At 43.0% G+C, this 17,688-nt stretch carries 17 protein-coding genes; 14 read left to right on the top strand and 3 right to left on the bottom strand.

Annotation, left to right across the window (positions count from 1 at the left end):
- Positions 1 to 48 precede the first annotated feature (48 nt).
- The 4 genes from AC1DE7_RS19045 (at position 49) to AC1DE7_RS19030 (ending at position 3,178) form a co-directional block, all read left to right on the top strand.
- Complete coding sequence (locus AC1DE7_RS19045) at positions 49 to 1,266, top strand: DNA polymerase IV (RefSeq protein ID WP_405144670.1); 1,218 nt, start codon at positions 49 to 51, stop codon at positions 1,264 to 1,266.
- Complete coding sequence (locus AC1DE7_RS19040; protein WP_477534975.1) at positions 1,263 to 1,610, top strand: YolD-like family protein; 348 nt, start codon at positions 1,263 to 1,265, stop codon at positions 1,608 to 1,610. The genes AC1DE7_RS19045 and AC1DE7_RS19040 overlap by 4 nt, the downstream gene beginning before the upstream one ends.
- Before the next feature lies 1 nt (position 1,611).
- Positions 1,612 to 1,980: a YhjD family protein gene (locus AC1DE7_RS19035; protein WP_036613922.1), complete on the top strand. Its 369-nt coding sequence runs from the start codon at positions 1,612 to 1,614 to the stop codon at positions 1,978 to 1,980.
- A 364-nt stretch (positions 1,981 to 2,344) separates the two neighbouring features.
- On the top strand, positions 2,345 to 3,178 hold the full coding sequence (locus AC1DE7_RS19030) for an SPL family radical SAM protein (protein ID WP_076250537.1): 834 nt from the start codon (positions 2,345 to 2,347) through the stop codon (positions 3,176 to 3,178).
- Positions 3,179 to 3,374: 196 nt separating this feature from the next.
- Here AC1DE7_RS19030 and AC1DE7_RS19025 read toward each other — a convergent pair whose 3' ends face one another.
- Positions 3,375 to 3,731 (bottom strand): winged helix-turn-helix transcriptional regulator, encoded by a 357-nt coding sequence (locus AC1DE7_RS19025; RefSeq protein WP_036613919.1) that lies wholly within the window; start codon positions 3,729 to 3,731, stop codon positions 3,375 to 3,377.
- 359 nt (positions 3,732 to 4,090) lie between these two features.
- On the opposite strand from AC1DE7_RS19025, the gene AC1DE7_RS19020 reads away from it, so the two are divergent.
- On the top strand, positions 4,091 to 4,510 hold the full coding sequence (locus tag AC1DE7_RS19020; protein ID WP_477534974.1) for an ester cyclase: 420 nt from the start codon (positions 4,091 to 4,093) through the stop codon (positions 4,508 to 4,510).
- A 132-nt stretch (positions 4,511 to 4,642) separates the two neighbouring features.
- On the opposite strand, the gene AC1DE7_RS19015 is transcribed toward AC1DE7_RS19020, so the two are convergent.
- The gene (locus AC1DE7_RS19015) at positions 4,643 to 5,953 is read right to left on the bottom strand and encodes an amidohydrolase family protein (protein ID WP_477534973.1); all 1,311 of its coding nucleotides are present in this window, start codon (positions 5,951 to 5,953) and stop codon (positions 4,643 to 4,645) included.
- Between the two features lie 166 nt (positions 5,954 to 6,119).
- Here AC1DE7_RS19015 and AC1DE7_RS19010 point away from each other — a divergent pair, with 166 nt between their 5' ends.
- The 3 genes from AC1DE7_RS19010 to AC1DE7_RS19000 all read left to right on the top strand — a co-directional run bounded on the left by AC1DE7_RS19010 (position 6,120) and on the right by AC1DE7_RS19000 (position 9,024).
- Entirely contained in the window at positions 6,120 to 6,548 is a 429-nt protein-coding gene (locus AC1DE7_RS19010; protein ID WP_047843226.1) for a MarR family winged helix-turn-helix transcriptional regulator, read from the top strand.
- A 283-nt stretch (positions 6,549 to 6,831) separates the two neighbouring features.
- Positions 6,832 to 7,611: a stalk domain-containing protein gene (locus AC1DE7_RS19005; RefSeq protein ID WP_253508832.1), complete on the top strand. Its 780-nt coding sequence runs from the start codon at positions 6,832 to 6,834 to the stop codon at positions 7,609 to 7,611.
- Between the two features lie 621 nt (positions 7,612 to 8,232).
- Complete coding sequence (locus AC1DE7_RS19000) at positions 8,233 to 9,024, top strand: SDR family oxidoreductase (RefSeq protein ID WP_353881796.1); 792 nt, start codon at positions 8,233 to 8,235, stop codon at positions 9,022 to 9,024.
- Positions 9,025 to 9,183: 159 nt separating this feature from the next.
- Here AC1DE7_RS19000 and AC1DE7_RS18995 read toward each other — a convergent pair whose 3' ends face one another.
- On the bottom strand, positions 9,184 to 9,441 hold the full coding sequence (locus AC1DE7_RS18995) for a GlsB/YeaQ/YmgE family stress response membrane protein (protein WP_036613911.1): 258 nt from the start codon (positions 9,439 to 9,441) through the stop codon (positions 9,184 to 9,186).
- Between the two features lie 198 nt (positions 9,442 to 9,639).
- Between AC1DE7_RS18995 and AC1DE7_RS18990 the strand changes: the two genes are divergently transcribed.
- From AC1DE7_RS18990 to AC1DE7_RS18965, 6 genes are all read left to right on the top strand, one after another.
- Entirely contained in the window at positions 9,640 to 11,292 is a 1,653-nt protein-coding gene (locus tag AC1DE7_RS18990; RefSeq protein WP_477535045.1) for an extracellular solute-binding protein, read from the top strand.
- A gap of 94 nt (positions 11,293 to 11,386) precedes the next feature.
- Positions 11,387 to 13,204: a sensor histidine kinase gene (locus tag AC1DE7_RS18985; protein ID WP_477534972.1), complete on the top strand. Its 1,818-nt coding sequence runs from the start codon at positions 11,387 to 11,389 to the stop codon at positions 13,202 to 13,204.
- 3 nt (positions 13,205 to 13,207) lie between these two features.
- A complete protein-coding gene (locus AC1DE7_RS18980) occupies positions 13,208 to 14,749 on the top strand; it encodes a response regulator (RefSeq protein WP_477534971.1) in 1,542 nt (513 codons plus the stop codon).
- A 153-nt stretch (positions 14,750 to 14,902) separates the two neighbouring features.
- The gene (locus AC1DE7_RS18975; RefSeq protein ID WP_477534970.1) at positions 14,903 to 16,951 is read left to right on the top strand and encodes a glycoside hydrolase family 16 protein; all 2,049 of its coding nucleotides are present in this window, start codon (positions 14,903 to 14,905) and stop codon (positions 16,949 to 16,951) included.
- Positions 16,952 to 17,153: 202 nt separating this feature from the next.
- Positions 17,154 to 17,528 (top strand): DUF2750 domain-containing protein, encoded by a 375-nt coding sequence (locus tag AC1DE7_RS18970; protein WP_076250519.1) that lies wholly within the window; start codon positions 17,154 to 17,156, stop codon positions 17,526 to 17,528.
- Positions 17,529 to 17,560: 32 nt separating this feature from the next.
- A partial coding sequence (locus AC1DE7_RS18965) for an Imm26 family immunity protein (protein ID WP_477535044.1) occupies positions 17,561 to 17,688 on the top strand: 128 nt, incomplete at its 3' end.

Here is a 17,688-nt window from a genome sequence, read left to right as displayed (position 1 = left end):
CTCAAATGTACAGGAGTGATTTCAGTGTTGGCTAAGCAGCGAACTATTATGCTCATCGACATGCAGTCGTTTTATGCTTCAGTCGAAAAGGCAAAAATGCCTCAATACAAAAATAGACCATTAGCTGTTGCGGGAGACCCCGCAAGACGCTCTGGAATTATCCTTGCCGCTTGTCCACTAGCCAAGGCGAAGGGTGTGTCTACCGCGGAACCACTCTGGCAGTCTCTTCAGAAGTGCCCTGAACTGATCATTGTGAGACCACACATGCAAGAATATATCGAAGTATCCACTCAAATCATGTCCATTATTGAAGAGTTCACCGATCTGGTCGAACCGTACAGTATAGACGAATTATTCGCTGATTTTACAGGGTCTATGCATCTATTCGGTAATGATCCAGTCGATTTGGCCAAGCAAATTCAAGACAAAATCTATAATGAAACAGGCGTTTACGCGAGAGCTGGCATTGGTGAAAACAAAATCATCAGTAAATTATGCTGCGATATAATCGCTAAAAAAGCAGAGGGGGGCATTTTCCACTTAAAAAAAGAGGAGTTACACCTCCATATTGGAGATAAGCCCATCCGCGATATGTGGGGGATCGGCTCAAGAATGGAAAAACATCTGTGGAAGATGGGGATCCGAACCATTAGAGACCTGGCGAATACGCCTCTTTCCAAATTAAGAAGTAAGTGGGGCGTTAATGGAGAAGTCATCTGGCGAGTCGCAAATGGACTCGACAATTCGCCGGTAACCGTCAACACGCACAGTACACAAAAAGATATCGGAAACGGAATGACCCTGCCTAGAGATTTCACAGAGGCTTGGGAGATCGAAGTGGTTATTCTCGATATCTGCACAGAAGTATGCAGAAGAGCCCGCCAAAAGGGACTGATGGGTAGTGTCGTGTCCGTAAGTGTGTCTGGAGCGGATTTTGACCACCCCACTGGTTTTCACAGGCAGGTTAAACTGTCTGATCCTACAAACATAACCGTTGATGTATGCAAGATAGCCAAACGCATATTTCATCAACACTGGGATGGGCAACCTGTGCGCCGTGTAGGCGTATCCCTGTCTCAATTATCCAACGCGGATACATATCAACTATCTTTTTTTGATGATCAAGAACAGAAACGGGCCATTGATCAGGTGATGGACGACATTAAGGATCGATTTGGCGACATTGCCATTCTACGAGCAAGCTCCATTACGGCTGCGGGTCAAGCGATCGATCGAGCATCTAAAATTGGGGGGCATTATAAATGATCAAAAAACTGGAGGCCAATGGATTATGGGAATCGAGCCGCATGATGCTTCCACAACATAAAGAACGGATTATACAGCATCGTACTCAAGTTCATTATCTAACGAAACCGCTGATCCATGAAGATGAGTGGGAGATTATTACACAAAATATAGATATGTCGCTCAATTATACATTGCAAGCCACCTTTGCAATATTTACTGAGTCAGGCAATCGGTATATACACGGGATCGTCACTTCAGTCAGTACCTTTGGAAAGAAAATCAAAATTGAAATGGAGAATGGATTTGAATGGGTCGATTTTGATCAATTGGTCGCTGTAAAACTTGAAGAAGGAGGCGTGTAAAGTGCGACAGACTTTCGAGGAACTTTCACTCGTAAAGAGGGTAGTGGAGCTCCCTTATCTGTTAGGTGCTCTGGAGGTAGATAAGCATAAAATATACGCTTCAAACTTCAAAATGAAATCTGTGTATGTTGACTACCTGGACGGTACCCAAAAGAAAATAGCTTTAGAAATGTACAAATCAAAGCAAAGGCTAAAGGAACATCATATAAAAATCATAGATGAAGTGAGATCTGAGCTGAGTTTAACGGTAGATTATTCGGTGAGAGGTTACATTCATAAAATGACATTATTATGGAGCAAAGTGAAAGTAGATGTAACCTTAATGCTTACTGAACATATGAACGTTGATATTACTGAATTGCCCACATGAACATAGAAAATAAGAGTCTAACTTATGGGTGCGGCAACAAATACGAGCAGATCTTTCGGCAAACCGGGAATCACAAAAAAGATAAATAAAGAGGCAGAGTAAACTATGTTTGGATGTCAAAGATAAAAAACTTCATTATTATAAATCTGCCCCTGTATTCAGTAAGGACATTCAAAAGAAAAGCCACGAAGGAGGAGGAATAGCAGAAGGTTTAAGACAGTCGAGAAATCAGTAGGATGCCCAATTTCCCGGTTCGCTTGCGGGACGTAATTTTCAAGTCGTCATTTCAAGTAGCATGAGAAATTTTAAGATAAAACTCAAGAGGAGAAGTGGGCGTAAAAGTAATTGAGGGGATGGTAGCGTCATGCCAATTGAAATCAAAGACATTGTGTCTAAGAAAATATTAAGTGAAGTAAAAGGTTATCTAGATATTGGTTTTACTCATTCACTAAATCCCTATACGGGTTGTGCATTTGCTTGCGAATACTGTTACGTCAGAGAAATGCCTATTCAAAAGTTTAAGGATATTCCTTGGGGATCGTGGGTGGATGTCAAGAAAAATGCAGCAGAAAACTATCTAAAGGAAGTCTCTCTTCTAAGACGTAAAAATAAACCCATAAGTATATTCATGTCATCAGCCACAGATCCTTATCAACCTGTAGAGCAGAAGGCAAACATTACAAGAAGCCTGTTGGAAGAAATGGATAAAAACCCACCAGATTCACTTCAAATTCAAACTAGAAGCCCGCTGGTTGCCAGAGATCTTGATATACTGCTGAAATTAAAGGAAAAATGTAGAATTATGGTTTCAATGACAATCGAGACAGATCGCGAAGACGTGAAACGAATTTTTTCGCCCTATGCTCCTGGAATAGATTTACGAGTTAAAGCCTTGAAAAAGATAAATGATGCAGGGATACATACACAAGTATCTATTTCCCCTGTGCTACCTTTTTCACCTAATTTCGCTAACATGTTACAAGGCATAACTGATCGAATTTGGATTGATACGCTATTGATTGGTGATGGTCAAATGGGGATGAGATCTAAGCGGTTAGGGATGCCACAATTATTTGAGGCGAACGGCTGGGAGAAATGGTACGAGAAAAGAATTCATCTGAAAGTCGAAAAATATTTTAAGGCAAGGTTTCCATCTGAAATTATTCATGTATCCAAAAACAGTGCATATCCATTTTGATTTTAAATAGCCATTCATTTAATGAGGATCTTGCCCGTTTTTTCTTCATGCAATAGAAATATTGCAGAAACTGGTGTTCGAAGATCAACTCTCTCATACGAGTCAATGGAGGACGTATGAGTCCTCCATTGATTTAACTTGAAGATGTAGAGGGATTCATTCTATTTTGAAATGACCGTGGAGTAACAATTTGACATCATTCACTCTGATGAATATCGTTTGGAAGTTCATCATTGAGTTTCTGGTACCCGAGCCCCCATGTTTCCATAGAGAATATAATTGGCTTCAGTGAATTTCCTAAATCACTTAAGCTGTATTCGACTCTCGGAGGGACTTCTGCAAAAACAGTACGAATGACAATTCCATCCTCTTCCATTGAACGTAAATTTTCAGTGAGAACCTTTTGACTGATCTCCGGGATACTTTTACGAAGTTCTCCGAATCGATGAGTTCCCTTCAAAAGATCCCTCATAACCAATAACTTCCACTTGTTACCTATCAATCCAACTGTCGTTGCGACGGGACACAACGGCAACTCTTTTTTTGAAATCACTGTATTATCGCCTCCAATAGTTACTATTAGTTTCCTATATAACAAAAAGGTGCCTACTTTCAAAATCAATACATTGCTTATATTATAATTCTGTCGATGAAAAATCAAATGAAAGGAGGAGGGAGTTTGCAAGAGAGTTTATGCAACTGAGTGACTATTTTTTGAATCATATGTTAACGTTCTTGAATTCTTGGAGACAGCATTTAGAGATCAGTTTATTGGCTCTGCAACCTAAAGATAAAATACTAGTTACAAAAAGGTTCCTATGCAACATTAAGGTGCCTACTTACCAATTATCTAAAGTAGAGATAAAATTTTAATGAAGGCATATGCTCACGAAAATAGAAAGGGGTTTAAATATGACGATTACAGAAAACAAACAATTGATGTATCGTTTCACGAACTTCATTAATACGGCAAGCAAGGAACTTGCTGAAGAATTGATTTCTCCAGATGCTGTTTTTTATGTACCTATGCAAAAAGAACCAATGAATGGTCCAAGTGGTTATCTCTCCATAATTCATATGATGAGATCTGGTTTTTCCGATATACAATGGACTGTTAAGGAGCTGGTAGCAGAAGAGGATCTAGTAGTAGCTCATTTTGTCATGAAGGGCACACAAGACGGAGAGTTTCTCGGGTTTCCACCAACGAGCAAAAAAATCGAAGTAAATGCAATGAATTTTTATCGGATCTCTAATGGCCAAATTATTGAAGAGTATGGTCAACCCGATATGCTTGGCTTGCTTCAACAAATAGGGGCAATTCCAAAAGCATAATTACCTCTCATTGATCTGGGCATCGTTCCAAAAAATTAAGATTTGGAAAAATAGATTAAAGTCGAAGAGGGACTGCATTTTGCAATCCCTCTTCTTAGTGATTTTACAATTAGGAAATATAAACTACTAGTTTTAGCCTAGTTTTTGCGAACCATTGAACCATACAGATTTGATTGACAAGGTATCTGAAATATTAGTGATTGGATCACCGTTTATGAGAATAAGATCAGCACGTGCACCTTCGGTAATCCGACCACGATCATGTAGACCAAAGCAACGGGCCGGTTTCGAAGTAGCCGACTGAAGAGCTTCAATCGGAGTGAACCCAGCCTTCACCAGCAGCTGCATTTCGTGGTGAACACTGGCCCCATGAGCAAGGCCACCAAGGTTCGGAACGGGAACCGGTGCGACATCCGTCCCTACAAGAATATCAACTCCGGCACGGTGAAGATCCATCACATTTTTAAAGCTGTTCTCCATGTTACCTTGTGGGAATGTATTGAAGCTTGAGTTCAAGATATCGATCCAATCCGGACTTAATTTGGAATGAACTCGTGGATCATTAGCCAATTCCGATGCCGGATTACCAATAATCGATGAATTCAACACCAAGCACGGTGTAACAAAAGCTCCAGAATCAGCTATGGATTTGACCAATTCGGACGTGTACTCGGGTCTGTCGATAAACAAGTGACCCAAACCGTCGACTCCAAAATCGATGGCTGCTTTCGATGAAAGAGCCGTCAAGACGTGGGCAATGACCAACTTATCGAACTTGTGGGCTTCAGTAACGGCTGTTTTTAGAATCTCGTCACTTAGAACAGGCAGGCCAGGTGCACCCATGACCGTTCCCTCTTCAATCATGATCTTAATATAGTCAGATCCATTCTCCACTTGGGTATGCACATGTTTGATCGCTTCATCAACCGTTGTCACTTGAGGTATTTCGTCGTGATCGTGAGCGTAGGCGGCCAACATTGCTTCCCGGTCTTCCTCCGATAACTTCTCTAGTTCCTTTAATACGAATTCAGGTATTTCATCTCCATCAGGCAGTAATTCATCTGGGTGCCCACCAGGAGCGGTAATCGCCGTACCAGCAGATCGGACGTCTGCAATGTCATCCACATTTTTTAGCTGAATTTCGCGCCCTCTTTTAGTAAAATCGCCGTTCATTTCGAGTTCTGTTGTAACACCGAATTTTAAGGCATCTCGTAATCCACCAATGGAGGTATGGACATGTGCATCAATCAGACCAGGTATTAATGTCGCATTTTCTCCATCGATAATTGTTGCATCGCTTGGGATGTCTCCGCCCACTGAAATAATGGAAACCCCTTTAATGACAATATGTCTGGGAAGAATAATTTGATATCCATCAAAGATTCGTACATTTGTAATCGCCGTGATTTCATCTAACCGAGCATTCTGATTTAATTTCTCCATCATAACTCCTCCTAATGTGTTTGTGATTCAACACTTCGGAGTATAACTGTTAGATATCTAACAGTCAATAGTCTAATAATTGTTTGACAAGCCTACTGGGATCACTGTATATTTTAGCTACTTACAATTAGATTCCTAACAATTACAGAGGGGACGATGGACGGTCATGCATTCCCGAGAAGATACGCCTTATATGGAGTTGTTTCAAATTATCGGTCTTAAGTTAAAGAAAAGAGCGGATGAGAGTATAAAAGAGCTAGGATTAAGTTCTCAACAAGGAAAAGTAATCGATTATATTTATGAGAATCAAGATAATCATATTATTCAAAAGGATCTTGCAGATCGGTTTCATCTGCGTGGGGCAAGCGTTACAAGCATGCTTCAAGGTCTAGAGCAAAAAGGTTTCATCGAACGTAAAATCCCGGCCAATAATGAACGGCAAAAAAATATTTATGTATTACCAAAAGCGGTGGACTTGATTGAAGACTTCAATAACTCATTTCAAAAAGTGGAGGATGAAATCGTTCAAGCCCTTAATGACGAGGAGAAGCAAATCTTAAAGAAATTACTGATCAGAATTAATGAACGCATATAATAGACTGGCAGGCAGAGGTAACTGGAGGCATGTGACAAGATCATGTTCCTATTACCGATTAGATGTCTAGATTGAACTTCAATGACTCTATAATGCAACCGGCTGGACCAACCATAGTCCAGCTTGTTTTATCATTGCAGAAAATTAGCTTTTGCTAACTGACTAATCGATGAGTCTTTTTAATGATTATTCTTATGATGAAATATCTGGAAATAAAGATGCTCCCATAGTAAGATTGAAATTCAGTTCCTAATACATAAATTGATAAGAGAGAAGTGAGGACATGAGCAAATTAAAGAAAGTTGGTTATGTAAGTTTGGGTGTTTTACTTGGTGCGTCCTTGACCGTGTCCGTTCCAGCTTTAGCAGCTACAGCTAAAACAATCCAAGCAAAGATTAATAGCTCTGTATCTGTTGAAGTAGATGGTAAGAAGATTAGCGCACAGCCTATCAATTATCAAAACTTAAACTATCTCCCTGTTGGTGAGATTGGTAGAGCATTAAACGCTAATATAAGTTTCAATAAGACTAATAATGTGATTAGTATTGAAAGTAAAAATGATACTGTAACAAGTAGTAACAATGGAAATATAGCAGATACTTCTAATGGTGCTATCACATCCAATGATGGAAGTACAAATCAATCTGTCAAAAGGGCTTCTTTAAATAAAGAATATAAAATCGGAGACTTAATTGAATTCACAGATGCCACATTTAAAGTCGTTGAAGCATCCCAACCAAAAGTTTTCAACGACTTAGTTAACGAGATAACAATAACTGTTGAATTTGAAATCGAAAAGGTTCCATCAGGATTAAGGTATGTAAATATTGCAGACTTTTTAGAATATGACGTTCAATTTGGAACTGCATTAGGATTAAAAACAGGCTATCATACAGTAGATGGAGAAAAATTACCTCTAAATCAAATTCTTCAAGCGAAGATAATAGTATACGTCACAAAAGGCGATACGCTAAAACAAGTTAAAATCATGAATCCTATTGATTTTTGGGGATATGATAGTGATAGACATAAAAACCCAGAAAGAACTGTAATTAATCTATAGATAGTAAAGGTGGGAGTGGAGACTCCTACCTTTTTTGTTTACGATCCAACAAATGTCCTCATGTACAAAACTACATTATTTCTTCCCAACTGCTAAGAAGACAACTTAATCTTGTGCCGTTCTCAGTGGAAGAATACACCTTACTTTGTGTTTTTTCGAGGGACAAGAACATGTTCCCATTTCCGATTAGATAAATATCTAAGTATAGAAGTGAGTCTCTTCTGAGCGATTAACAGATACTACAGGATGGATTATGATCAAGAGACCAGCTTCAACGCTAGGAGGTATTTTCACAGGAACTGTAATCCCATGTATTTATCTTGACAGTAATTGAGTCTGACTCGTAATATTTGAAGTGGAGATGTAGGAAAGGGGACTCGCCGGACAATGTGGACTTCCTTGTAATGGTTATCTAAACTGGATCGCTCGACTTGGTGTTTTGGTTATAACCACACGCCTCGTTTGTGATGCCGATCCGCAATCATTCAAGGGACGCGAGGAACCGTTTGAATCAAACCCGGGCGCGGATACTTGATGTATCCGCTTTTTGTTATACCTAGGATAATTCCATCTCCAATGAAAAATGGTTTTCTCCCTCCCTTATTAAACGGAGGTAATAAAATGACCAAACTATACGGAAAAACCGCTATTGTGACAGGCACAAGCCGCCCCGGAGGTATTGGAACCGCTGTCTGCCGCACGTTGGCACAAGAAGGCGCTAATGTGTTCTATACCCATCTGTACGATTACGATAAAACAGAGAATCCGGGGGATGCCGACAAAAACTGGCCGGATCTCTTTGCCGAAGAACTTCGCTCCTATGGCGTTAAGGCAGCGCATATGGAGGTCGATCTTACCGATCCCAATTCTCCAGCGCAACTGCTTGATGCATGCCGATCGGCTCTCGGGCTGCCGACCATTCTCGTCAACAACGCTACCTACAGTGTAGCAGCTGATTTCCGTCAATTAAATGCATCATTGATCGATGCGCACTGTGCCATGAACATTCGAGGTACATTCATGCTATCGGCCGAATTTGCGCGTATGCTGGAGGTTGAGCTGGCCGTCCATCAGGACCTTTGCGGCGGCCGGATCATCAACCTCACGTCCGGTCAAGGTAAGGGGCCGATGCCTGGCAATCTCGCTTATGCCGCAACAAAAGGCGCTGTCTCCACCTTTACCGAATGTCTATCTGCTGAACTGGCTCCGCTTCACATTACTGTGAATGCGGTTGATCCCGGGCCTACTGATACGGGTTGGATGTCAGAAGAAGTGAAAAAAGCTTTGCTACCGGAATTTCCGATGGGCAGGATCGGTCTTCCTGAAGATGTATCCCGTCTGATTGCTTTTCTGGCAAGCGACGATTCCCAATGGATCACCGGACAAATCATTCATTCTAGAGGTGGTTTCTAATTTCCATAAAACCAAAGGAGGCCGCCGATCATCAGGATCGGCGGCTTTATTCGACTAGCGGGTGGATACTATGCTTTGTGAAGAAAATGATGCAAAGGTGGCGAAAGAAGCTTTACGTCAATACCCAATCAATTGGGTAAAACTTGTCGTCTCCGCCTGTTAACGTCTTCGAAACGCTCCAGCGCGCGCCAGAGCATAGAAAATCAAGAGAGCAATGATCGACCCGACGATCGCGGGTATGATATGAAATCCACCCACCACCGGCCCCCTCGGTCCCAACAGTTCATACCCTAACCACGATCCAACAAAGCCAGCAATGATATTTCCAAGTACGCCTCCCGGCACGTCCCGTCCAATCAGATTTCCGCTTAACCAGCCAATTAGCCCACCGACAATAAGTATCCAGATTAAATACACGAATTGGTCTCCCTTCCATTGATTTATTACAAGTTATGTTTCGTTAGGGGGAATGTTGCGGATCATCTGCGAATCGACCACTAAACCATTTCCATTTTAATCCAAGGGTAGTAAAATCGGTTGTACCACCACTAGTATGAATGCTGGTGCAGATGGGGATGGAGATGGCCAGTATAGAAAGGAGGCGCTCAGGTGTTTATGTTTCGAAGTCCTTTTATTACAGCCTTGTTGATGATGTTTCTGATGTCAGGCTTGACTGCTTGTTCTGAGTCAGAGCAAGCGGAAGATAAGGGTGCTTCGAGAAAGGCTGACTTCACGGAGCAGATACAGATCCATAATCTGAATCTGGAAGAACCGTCATGGAAGCTGGATACCACCCCCGTGAATCTAACGTGGTTCGTTGGAGCCGAATGGTACGGGCACACTTGGGGTGAGAGCCTGACTTCCAAATATGTCACCCAAAAAACAGGGGTCAATATCGAATTTGAAGTATCAACTGGTGAACCAAGCGAGATGTTATCACGGATGTTGACGACCGGTAGTCTGCCGGATCTGATAACCATCGGCTCCTGGGAGAGTGCGGTTAACAAACTTCGGGAGAGTAATCTCGTCTATGCCCTGGATGAGCTAGCCGACCAGTATGATCCTTACTTTTACAAGGTAGCAGGTGATGGTGCTCTACAATGGTATCGGCAGGAAGACGGCCATACCTATGTCATTCCCAATGATGCGTACAGTCCCGAACAGATGCGTTCAACCGGCTTGACGGGAGCGAACCAAACCTTTCTCGTACGTAAAGATCTGTATGAGTCGATGGACAAACCGGACCTTACCACACCAAAAGGTTTTTTAAATGCATTACACTTGCTGAAGAATCAATATTCTGTTTATAAAGGTCAGCTGATCAGTCCGTTTTGGACACAGGGGAATGCATCCTATGGGTTGACCGAATATTTGCAAAATCTGCTTGCGATCCCCCATGAACAGAACGGTAAAGTATACGACCGAATGACAGATCCCGATTATATGGAGTGGCTGGAAACATTTCGTATCGCTTACGAGCAGGGCCTGATTAATGTTGATTTTCTGGTCGACTCCAGTGCGCAGGTGCAGGAAAAAACCAACCATGCCCAATATTTTATGATGATTCGGGAATGGACAGACATATCGGACCTTAATTCGAAATTGGAAGTCCTTACGAATCAGAGTTCATACTATATTGCTGTAGATGGACCCCGGAGCAGCAGGGGGGAATCCGCCAAACTGTTTCCCGGCAGCATGGATGGCTGGATGGTTACGATGATTAGCAAATCCACGGAAAACCCTGAACGGGCCATTCGATTTTTGACCTATCTGGCCAGCGAAGAAGGCCAAAGGGATTTATTTTTGGGCAAAGAAGGTGAAACCTGGGCGATGAAGAACGGCAAACCGCAGTTGACGGCGGCAATGGTTCAGTTGCATGACACGGATAGGGAGCGGCTGGAAAAGGAATATGGCATTATGGATACCTACTGGATGCTGCGAAACCCTGCTTTCGTTAACAAGTGGAGACCAGAGAATGCCCCATCCATTAAGCAAATGGAGGAGTTCGCCAACCAACAGGCCGATCTGGACAGCGGCATCTATAAGGGACTAGATCCTATAGGAGATTCCGATATCGCGTTAGCCTGGTCACGTATTTCTCAGAATTGGGAAGAAGTGCTGCCAGAACTGATTACGGCGAAGGATGAAGCTGCTTTTGACAAAATTTTCGAAAATTTTCTGATACGTCGTGTGAACTACGGCTTTAACCAGGTGATGGAATATCGCCAGGCTGAACTGGAACTGCGGAAAGCCATGATAGCCAGATAACCATTCCTACTACATTGTTAATTATCAGCTAACTGGTAATATATGGTATAATAAAGGTGGTGAATACATCAGAATGAAATACCTACTAACGAGATTGAGGAAGCTTTATCGCAATGCCAGTATATCCCAAAAGCTGTTTCTGGCATTTAGCCTGATGATTGCCATACCTGTTATCTTGATATCCTTTGTGTATATCCGCATGCAAGAAACCCAGCTATATAAGGATGCTATGGCAACGGGCAACAGCCACGTTTCATGGCTGAATGAACAATTGCGCAGACGAATGGACATGATTGAGAACGTTTCCAATACAGCCCTTACTCAAAAGTCATTTGTGGATTTTATTCATTCCAATATGCTTGTGGATGGACTGCGTCTGGTGAAGTTTAAGCAGAACCAGTTTGAGCAAATGCTTAATATCATTCAAAGCAATGCGATGATCAGTGAGCTTAGCTTTTACGTTGATAACCCAAATTTGTATGAAATTTGGCCTGAAATCTATCATTATAAGAAATTTTGGCCGCAGGATTACTGGGTAAAGCTTCGGGACGAAGGTGGTGCGGCTTACCGTTTATTTTCTTTTAGGGATGGTGAACACACATTATCCTACTATCGTCTGGTTCGCCTTCAAGGGCAGGAACAAAAACGCCCTAGTATTATGGAAGTGCGAGTCCCGCACAGCATGTTTTTCAGCGACCTGCTCCAGGAGAGCAAGGGGGACTTCTTTTCGGTGTTGATGAACGCAAGCGATCCTCCCCAATATGTTTACAATCCCCAGCATGAGTTTTCTGAGAAGTACGGGCAGGGGATGGAGGAGATCCTTGGCAGTATTCATCGCCAGCTGGATATATTGCCGGAGGAAAGCCCGCTTCAGGTTAAGGTGGGAGATCAGAGCTTCTATGCATTGTATCGATACATCGCTCCGTTGAACACTTATGTGGTCGAGATTGCTTCCCATCAGGCATTGATGAAGGGGCCGCGCAGTTGGTATGCATTTGTGGTAACGATTACATTATGTGTATTGCTGCTGATTATGCTACTCGTATCCCAAACGACGCGGCGTATTTTCCGGCGGTTGGACAGCGTACTGGTATCCATGCGTCAGGTACGGAAAGGCGAGCTGGATTCAATGATTGATACAGGCCTTGATGAGAACGAAAGAGGGGATGAAATCGATGAGGTGGCGGTGAATTACAATAAAATGTTACATGAGGTCAAACGTCTAATGACACAGGTCATGGATAAGCAGTTAATTGCCAAAAACGCACAGTTGCATTCCCTGCATTCGCAGATTAATTCTCATTTTTTATATAACGCCCTGGAATCGATCCGTATGGTGGCAGAGGTACAGAGGCAGCCTGCTATAGCCAATTCATTGGTGTCGTTGGGCTCCCAGCTACGTTACAGCATGCAGTGGCGCAGCGATACCGTTGCTTTTCGTGAGGAGCTTGCCAATATCCAAAGTTATATTGAATTTATCAACTTTATGGAAGGCGGCAGTATCGTTATGACGGCGGATCTTCCTCAGGAAATACTTCGCTACGCCATTCCCAAGATGTGTATGCAGCCTATCGTTGAAAATGTAGTTCATCACGGGACACCTTCAGGCGGCAGGGTAACTATAGAGATTACCTTTTCTGTGGAGAATGACAGTCTGCTTTTCATTAACATAAGAGATGACGGAAAGGGGTTAGAGCCTGAGATGTTACACCGTCTTCAGGCATTACTGCGGAGCGAATCGGATACACCGATGGTTACTAGCAGGAGCGGACTTGGTTTGGAAAACGTGAATAAGCGATTGCAGCTTCATTATGGCAAGAATTGCGGTCTTTGGATTGATAGTTTGCAAGGTGCATATACCTGCGTAACGATACGCTTGCCTTGGGAAAATGTAAATCTTGGAGGGTGGTAGAGCATGATTAATATCCTGATTGTGGACGATCAAAAACACATTCGTGACGGCCTGCAGGCCATGCTGCATCAATTTCCTCTGGAGCTGAACAACATATACTGTGCCGCGAGTGGGATTGAGGCGCTGTCCCTATTGCGGCAGCATTGCATTCACATCGTTATTACCGATATTATGATGCCCGATATGGATGGGTTGACGCTCATGGCTCAAACCAAAGAGGAATACATGGATGTGGAATACCTCATTATCAGTGGTTATAGTGATTTTACATATGCCCAAAAAGCGATCGGGCTTGGGGCAAAGGGTTACTTGCTCAAACCTTTGAAGCGAGAGGATCTGCAACATTCCCTGGAGCAAATATGGCAAGAGATCCAGACACGGCAGGCACTTACACATAATATGCAGCGTGTATCCCGCCTCGCCCAAGAGACCGATCGTAAAGAATTAAGAATGTTTATGCAAGGTGCGTTAAGTGATGACACATGGATCCTTCAGATTGAGGAACAACAAGATGCGTTATGGCGTAATTATCGCCTAGCCCTGCTGCGGGAAGAAGTTTACATGAACCAGCCCGGAGCCAGCAGCGCTCATAGTATGGAAGCCATTGCTTGTCGTGTGTTTGGCAGACAAGGTTGTATTTGCCTGCAACATCGCCCATACCTGATCCTTGCGGTGGATGCGTCCATAGATCCAAGTGTTTTGCCAGCAGCGCTCAAGGAAGCAAAGATCGATGCCATAACGGCCATGACTAACCCGATGCAGGGGTTAAAAGAACTACCCGACAGCTATACCCAAGTGCTTGAGCTCTATCGCCACAGTTACCTGTTTCCTGATCAGTACAGTATCTCCCCAGCACATATTGAGCATATGGAACAGCAGTGGCAACTGCCCTATGAAGACTTATATGAACTGTTCCAGTCGATTGGAACAGATAACAGCGGAACAATTACTCAGGGTATTTCTGCAATATTTCACAAAAAGGTGCTGCAACGTTATCCTATTCGCTATACCCAACAGCTCTGCGCCGCCACCGTTCAGATGATGGAGGAATACCAACGAGTTATCCACCCTTATATGGGGGAAGAAGTGCTGGATCTTGAATCCTTGCGTAATCTCTTTGATTATCAAGGGATACGTGAGTATCTACAAACACTGCAACAGCAGCTGCTTCGGCTGAATCAGTTATATTATGACTATAAGTGCAGCTATCGCCATTCGCAGGATCTAAATGAAGCCATTCGTTTTATACACGAGAGTTACCACAAACCGCTGGACCTCGCGATGGTATCCAATCATGTATCGCTTAATTATGCTTATTTTTCAAATCTGTTTAAGAAGAATATTGGTAAAGGTTTTGCTGAATACCTACGAGATGTGCGTCTGGATAAAGCGCGGCGGCTTCTCGCCGAAACCGATCATAAAATTGTGGAGGTGGCTGCTATGGTTGGCTATGAAAGCTATAAAAGCTTTACACGCGCGTTCCGACTTGCGATGCAGATCCAACCCACAGAGTACCGACAGATGATGCGGCAGAAGGCAGAATGAATCAAAAGCCAAAAAAATGGGATACCACAAAAACAATTGTACCTTTTCAGCGAATTAATCTATTCGATAGAATAAAGATACCCCTTCATGTAAGCGATTTCCTTAATGCGCATGGATTGGGAGAAGCTAATATTTTATTAAAGGAGGACTATCATGAAACCATCTCACTTTGCGGCGAAACGGTTTATGAAAAAGGTACTCGGTATGTTCCTTGTGGTTGTGATGCTGGCTAGTATTGGCATACTGCCACCTTCAAAGGTTCAGGCAGCGGGAACTACCGTAACCTCAATGGAGTACTTCTCACCAGCAGACGGGCCTGTTATTTCAAAATCTGGGGTTGGCAAGGCCAGCTACGGATTTGTTATGCCTAAGTTCAATGGAGGCTCCGCGACATGGAATGATGTTCACAGTGATGTGGGCGTGAATGTAAAAGTGGGCAACAACTGGGTTGATATCGACCAGGCAGGCGGTTATATCTATAACCAAAACTGGGGGCACTGGAGCGATGGCGGCTTCAATGGCTATTGGTTCACCCTCTCCGCAACAACCGAGATTCAACTGTACTCCAAAGCGAATGGTGTTAAGCTGGAGTATCAACTTGTATTCCAAAACATCAACAAAACAACTATCACCGCGATGAATCCAACACAAGGTCCACAAATCACAGCAAGTTTCACAGGCGGTGCGGGCTTTACATATCCAACGTTCAACAATAATCCTGCGGTCACTTATGAAGCTGTTGCGGATGATTTGAAGGTGTATGTCAAACCTGTAAACAGCAGCACCTGGATTGATATTGACAATAACGCAGCCAGCGGATGGATCTACGATCACAACTTTGGCCAATTCACCGACGGTGGAGGAGGTTACTGGTTTAACGTAACGGAGTCGATCAATGTCAAATTGGAATCAAAGACTTCTTCAACTAACCTTGTTTATACCATTACGTTTAATGAACCTACAAGAAATTCATATGTCATTACGCCATACGAAGGAACAACCTTCACAGCAGATGCGAATGGTTCCATCGGGGTTCCGCTTCCCAAAATTGATGGAGGCGCGCCAATCGCCAAGGAACTGGGCAATTTTGTATACCAAATTAACATGAATGGGCAATGGGTGGATTTGAGTAACTCCAGCCAGAGCAAATTTGCATACTCCGCTAATGGGTATAACAATATGTCCGATGCCAACCAGTGGGGTTACTGGTCCGATTATATCTATGGTCTTTGGTTCCAGCCAATCCAAGAAAATATACAGATCCGTATTGGATATCCGCTGAACGGACAGGCGGGTGGAAATATCGGCAACAACTTCATCAACTATACCTTCATCGGCAATCCAAATGCTCCGCGTCCGGATGTATCCGATCAAGAGGATATCTCGCTCGGAACACCAATCGATCCGGCAATCGCGGGCATGAACCTCATTTGGCAGGATGAGTTTAACGGAACTACGCTGGATACAAGCAAATGGAACTATGAAACAGGATATTATCTCAATAACGATCCCGGTACTTGGGGATGGGGAAATGCAGAACTGCAGCACTACACAAACAGCACTCAAAATGTTTATGTACAGGACGGGAAGCTGAATATCAAAGCCATGAACGATAATAAATCTTTCCCGCAGGATCCGAATCGGTATGCACAGTATTCTTCGGGAAAGATTACCACCAAGGATAAACTGTCCTTGAAATACGGCAGAGTAGATTTTCGTGCCAAGCTTCCTACAGGTGATGGGGTATGGCCAGCACTGTGGATGCTTCCAAAAGATTCGGTATACGGCACTTGGGCTGCATCAGGTGAAATTGATGTTATGGAAGCGAGAGGCCGTCTGCCTGGATCAGTAAGCGGTACCATACACTTTGGTGGACAATGGCCCGGGAACCAGTATTCGGGCGGCGATTATCACTTCCCGGCGGGGCAAACTTTTGCCAATGATTATCATGTATATTCGGTAGTCTGGGAAGAGGACAATATTAAATGGTATGTAGACGGCAAGTTTTACTATAAAGTCACTAACGAGCAGTGGTATTCCGCAGCTGCACCGAATAATTCGAATGCACCTTTCGATGAGCCGTTCTACCTCATTATGAACTTGGCAGTCGGCGGAAACTTTGACGGCGGCCGTACCCCGAACGCCTCCGATATCCCGGCGACGATGCAAGTGGATTATGTGCGCGTGTATAAAGAACAGTAATTTGCGATTTCGGATAGAGCGAATGAAGATCAGATGGAACAGATGCTGGGCAAACCGGCGAACCTGAAATCTCAAACTCAAAAATAGACTTACGACCGATTCCCAATATTTCTACCTGGGAATCGGTCGTTTAAATTTAGACTCGATAATTCAGTTCTTCTGCTGCAACTCTTGTCGAAGAACAACAGCATTAGGAGGAAATATGAATCAGAAAGAATTTGAATCAGTCATCAATCTCCCTGCAAATATTCGTTATGAATACTTCATCAAAAAAGTAGTGGATTCAGAAGAAGTGTGGGGGCTTTATGAGAATGGTTGGTCAGTTACTGAAGATGATAAAGGTAATAAATTACTTCCATTTTGGCCTAAAAAAGAATTCGCGGAATACTGTGCAACTGATGGTTGGGAAATTTACTCAAGTAAAAGTATGGATTTGTACGAGTTCATAGACGATTTTCTACCCAATTTAAAAAAAGAGGGTTTTAAACCTTCAATATTCTTAAATAATGCTGATTCTGCTGTATTAGAAGTCGATATACTAATTGAGGATTTAAAGACAGAACTTGAAAAATACTAACTTAAAACCTCAACGAAGGAGTTTGGAAAACCGTGAAAAATACGAGACGTAAACGAATAAAATTGGGTGATATCTACGCTATACCTCTGCCTAACGCTAAGTTTGCCTTTGGGAGAAGGCTTAAAGATGCCAGCATTGCAATCTATAATGTGATAAGTGG

This window comes from Paenibacillus sp. 10L310, from assembly GCF_056395745.1.
Note: the sequence above shows the minus strand (reverse complement) of the source record. Positions and strands in the feature narration are given on the sequence as shown.

Bases quoted from the DNA above. Each gene is read 5' to 3' on its own strand.
- AC1DE7_RS19005 (WP_253508832.1), top strand. From the start codon at position 6,832: ATGAGCAAATTAAAGAAAGTTGGTTATGTAAGTTTGGGTGTTTTACTT.
- AC1DE7_RS19045 (WP_405144670.1), top strand. From the start codon at position 49: ATGCTCATCGACATGCAGTCGTTTTATGCTTCAGTCGAAAAGGCAAAA.
- AC1DE7_RS19040 (WP_477534975.1), top strand. From the start codon at position 1,263: ATGATCAAAAAACTGGAGGCCAATGGATTATGGGAATCGAGCCGCATG.
- AC1DE7_RS19000 (WP_353881796.1), top strand. From the start codon at position 8,233: ATGACCAAACTATACGGAAAAACCGCTATTGTGACAGGCACAAGCCGC.
- AC1DE7_RS18980 (WP_477534971.1), top strand. From the start codon at position 13,208: ATGATTAATATCCTGATTGTGGACGATCAAAAACACATTCGTGACGGC.
- AC1DE7_RS19010 (WP_047843226.1), top strand. From the start codon at position 6,120: ATGCATTCCCGAGAAGATACGCCTTATATGGAGTTGTTTCAAATTATC.
- AC1DE7_RS19030 (WP_076250537.1), top strand. From the start codon at position 2,345: ATGCCAATTGAAATCAAAGACATTGTGTCTAAGAAAATATTAAGTGAA.
- AC1DE7_RS18975 (WP_477534970.1), top strand. From the start codon at position 14,903: ATGAAACCATCTCACTTTGCGGCGAAACGGTTTATGAAAAAGGTACTC.
- AC1DE7_RS18970 (WP_076250519.1), top strand. From the start codon at position 17,154: ATGAATCAGAAAGAATTTGAATCAGTCATCAATCTCCCTGCAAATATT.
- AC1DE7_RS19015 (WP_477534973.1), bottom strand. From the start codon at position 5,953: ATGGAGAAATTAAATCAGAATGCTCGGTTAGATGAAATCACGGCGATT.
- AC1DE7_RS19020 (WP_477534974.1), top strand. From the start codon at position 4,091: ATGACGATTACAGAAAACAAACAATTGATGTATCGTTTCACGAACTTC.
- AC1DE7_RS18990 (WP_477535045.1), top strand. From the start codon at position 9,640: ATGTTTCGAAGTCCTTTTATTACAGCCTTGTTGATGATGTTTCTGATG.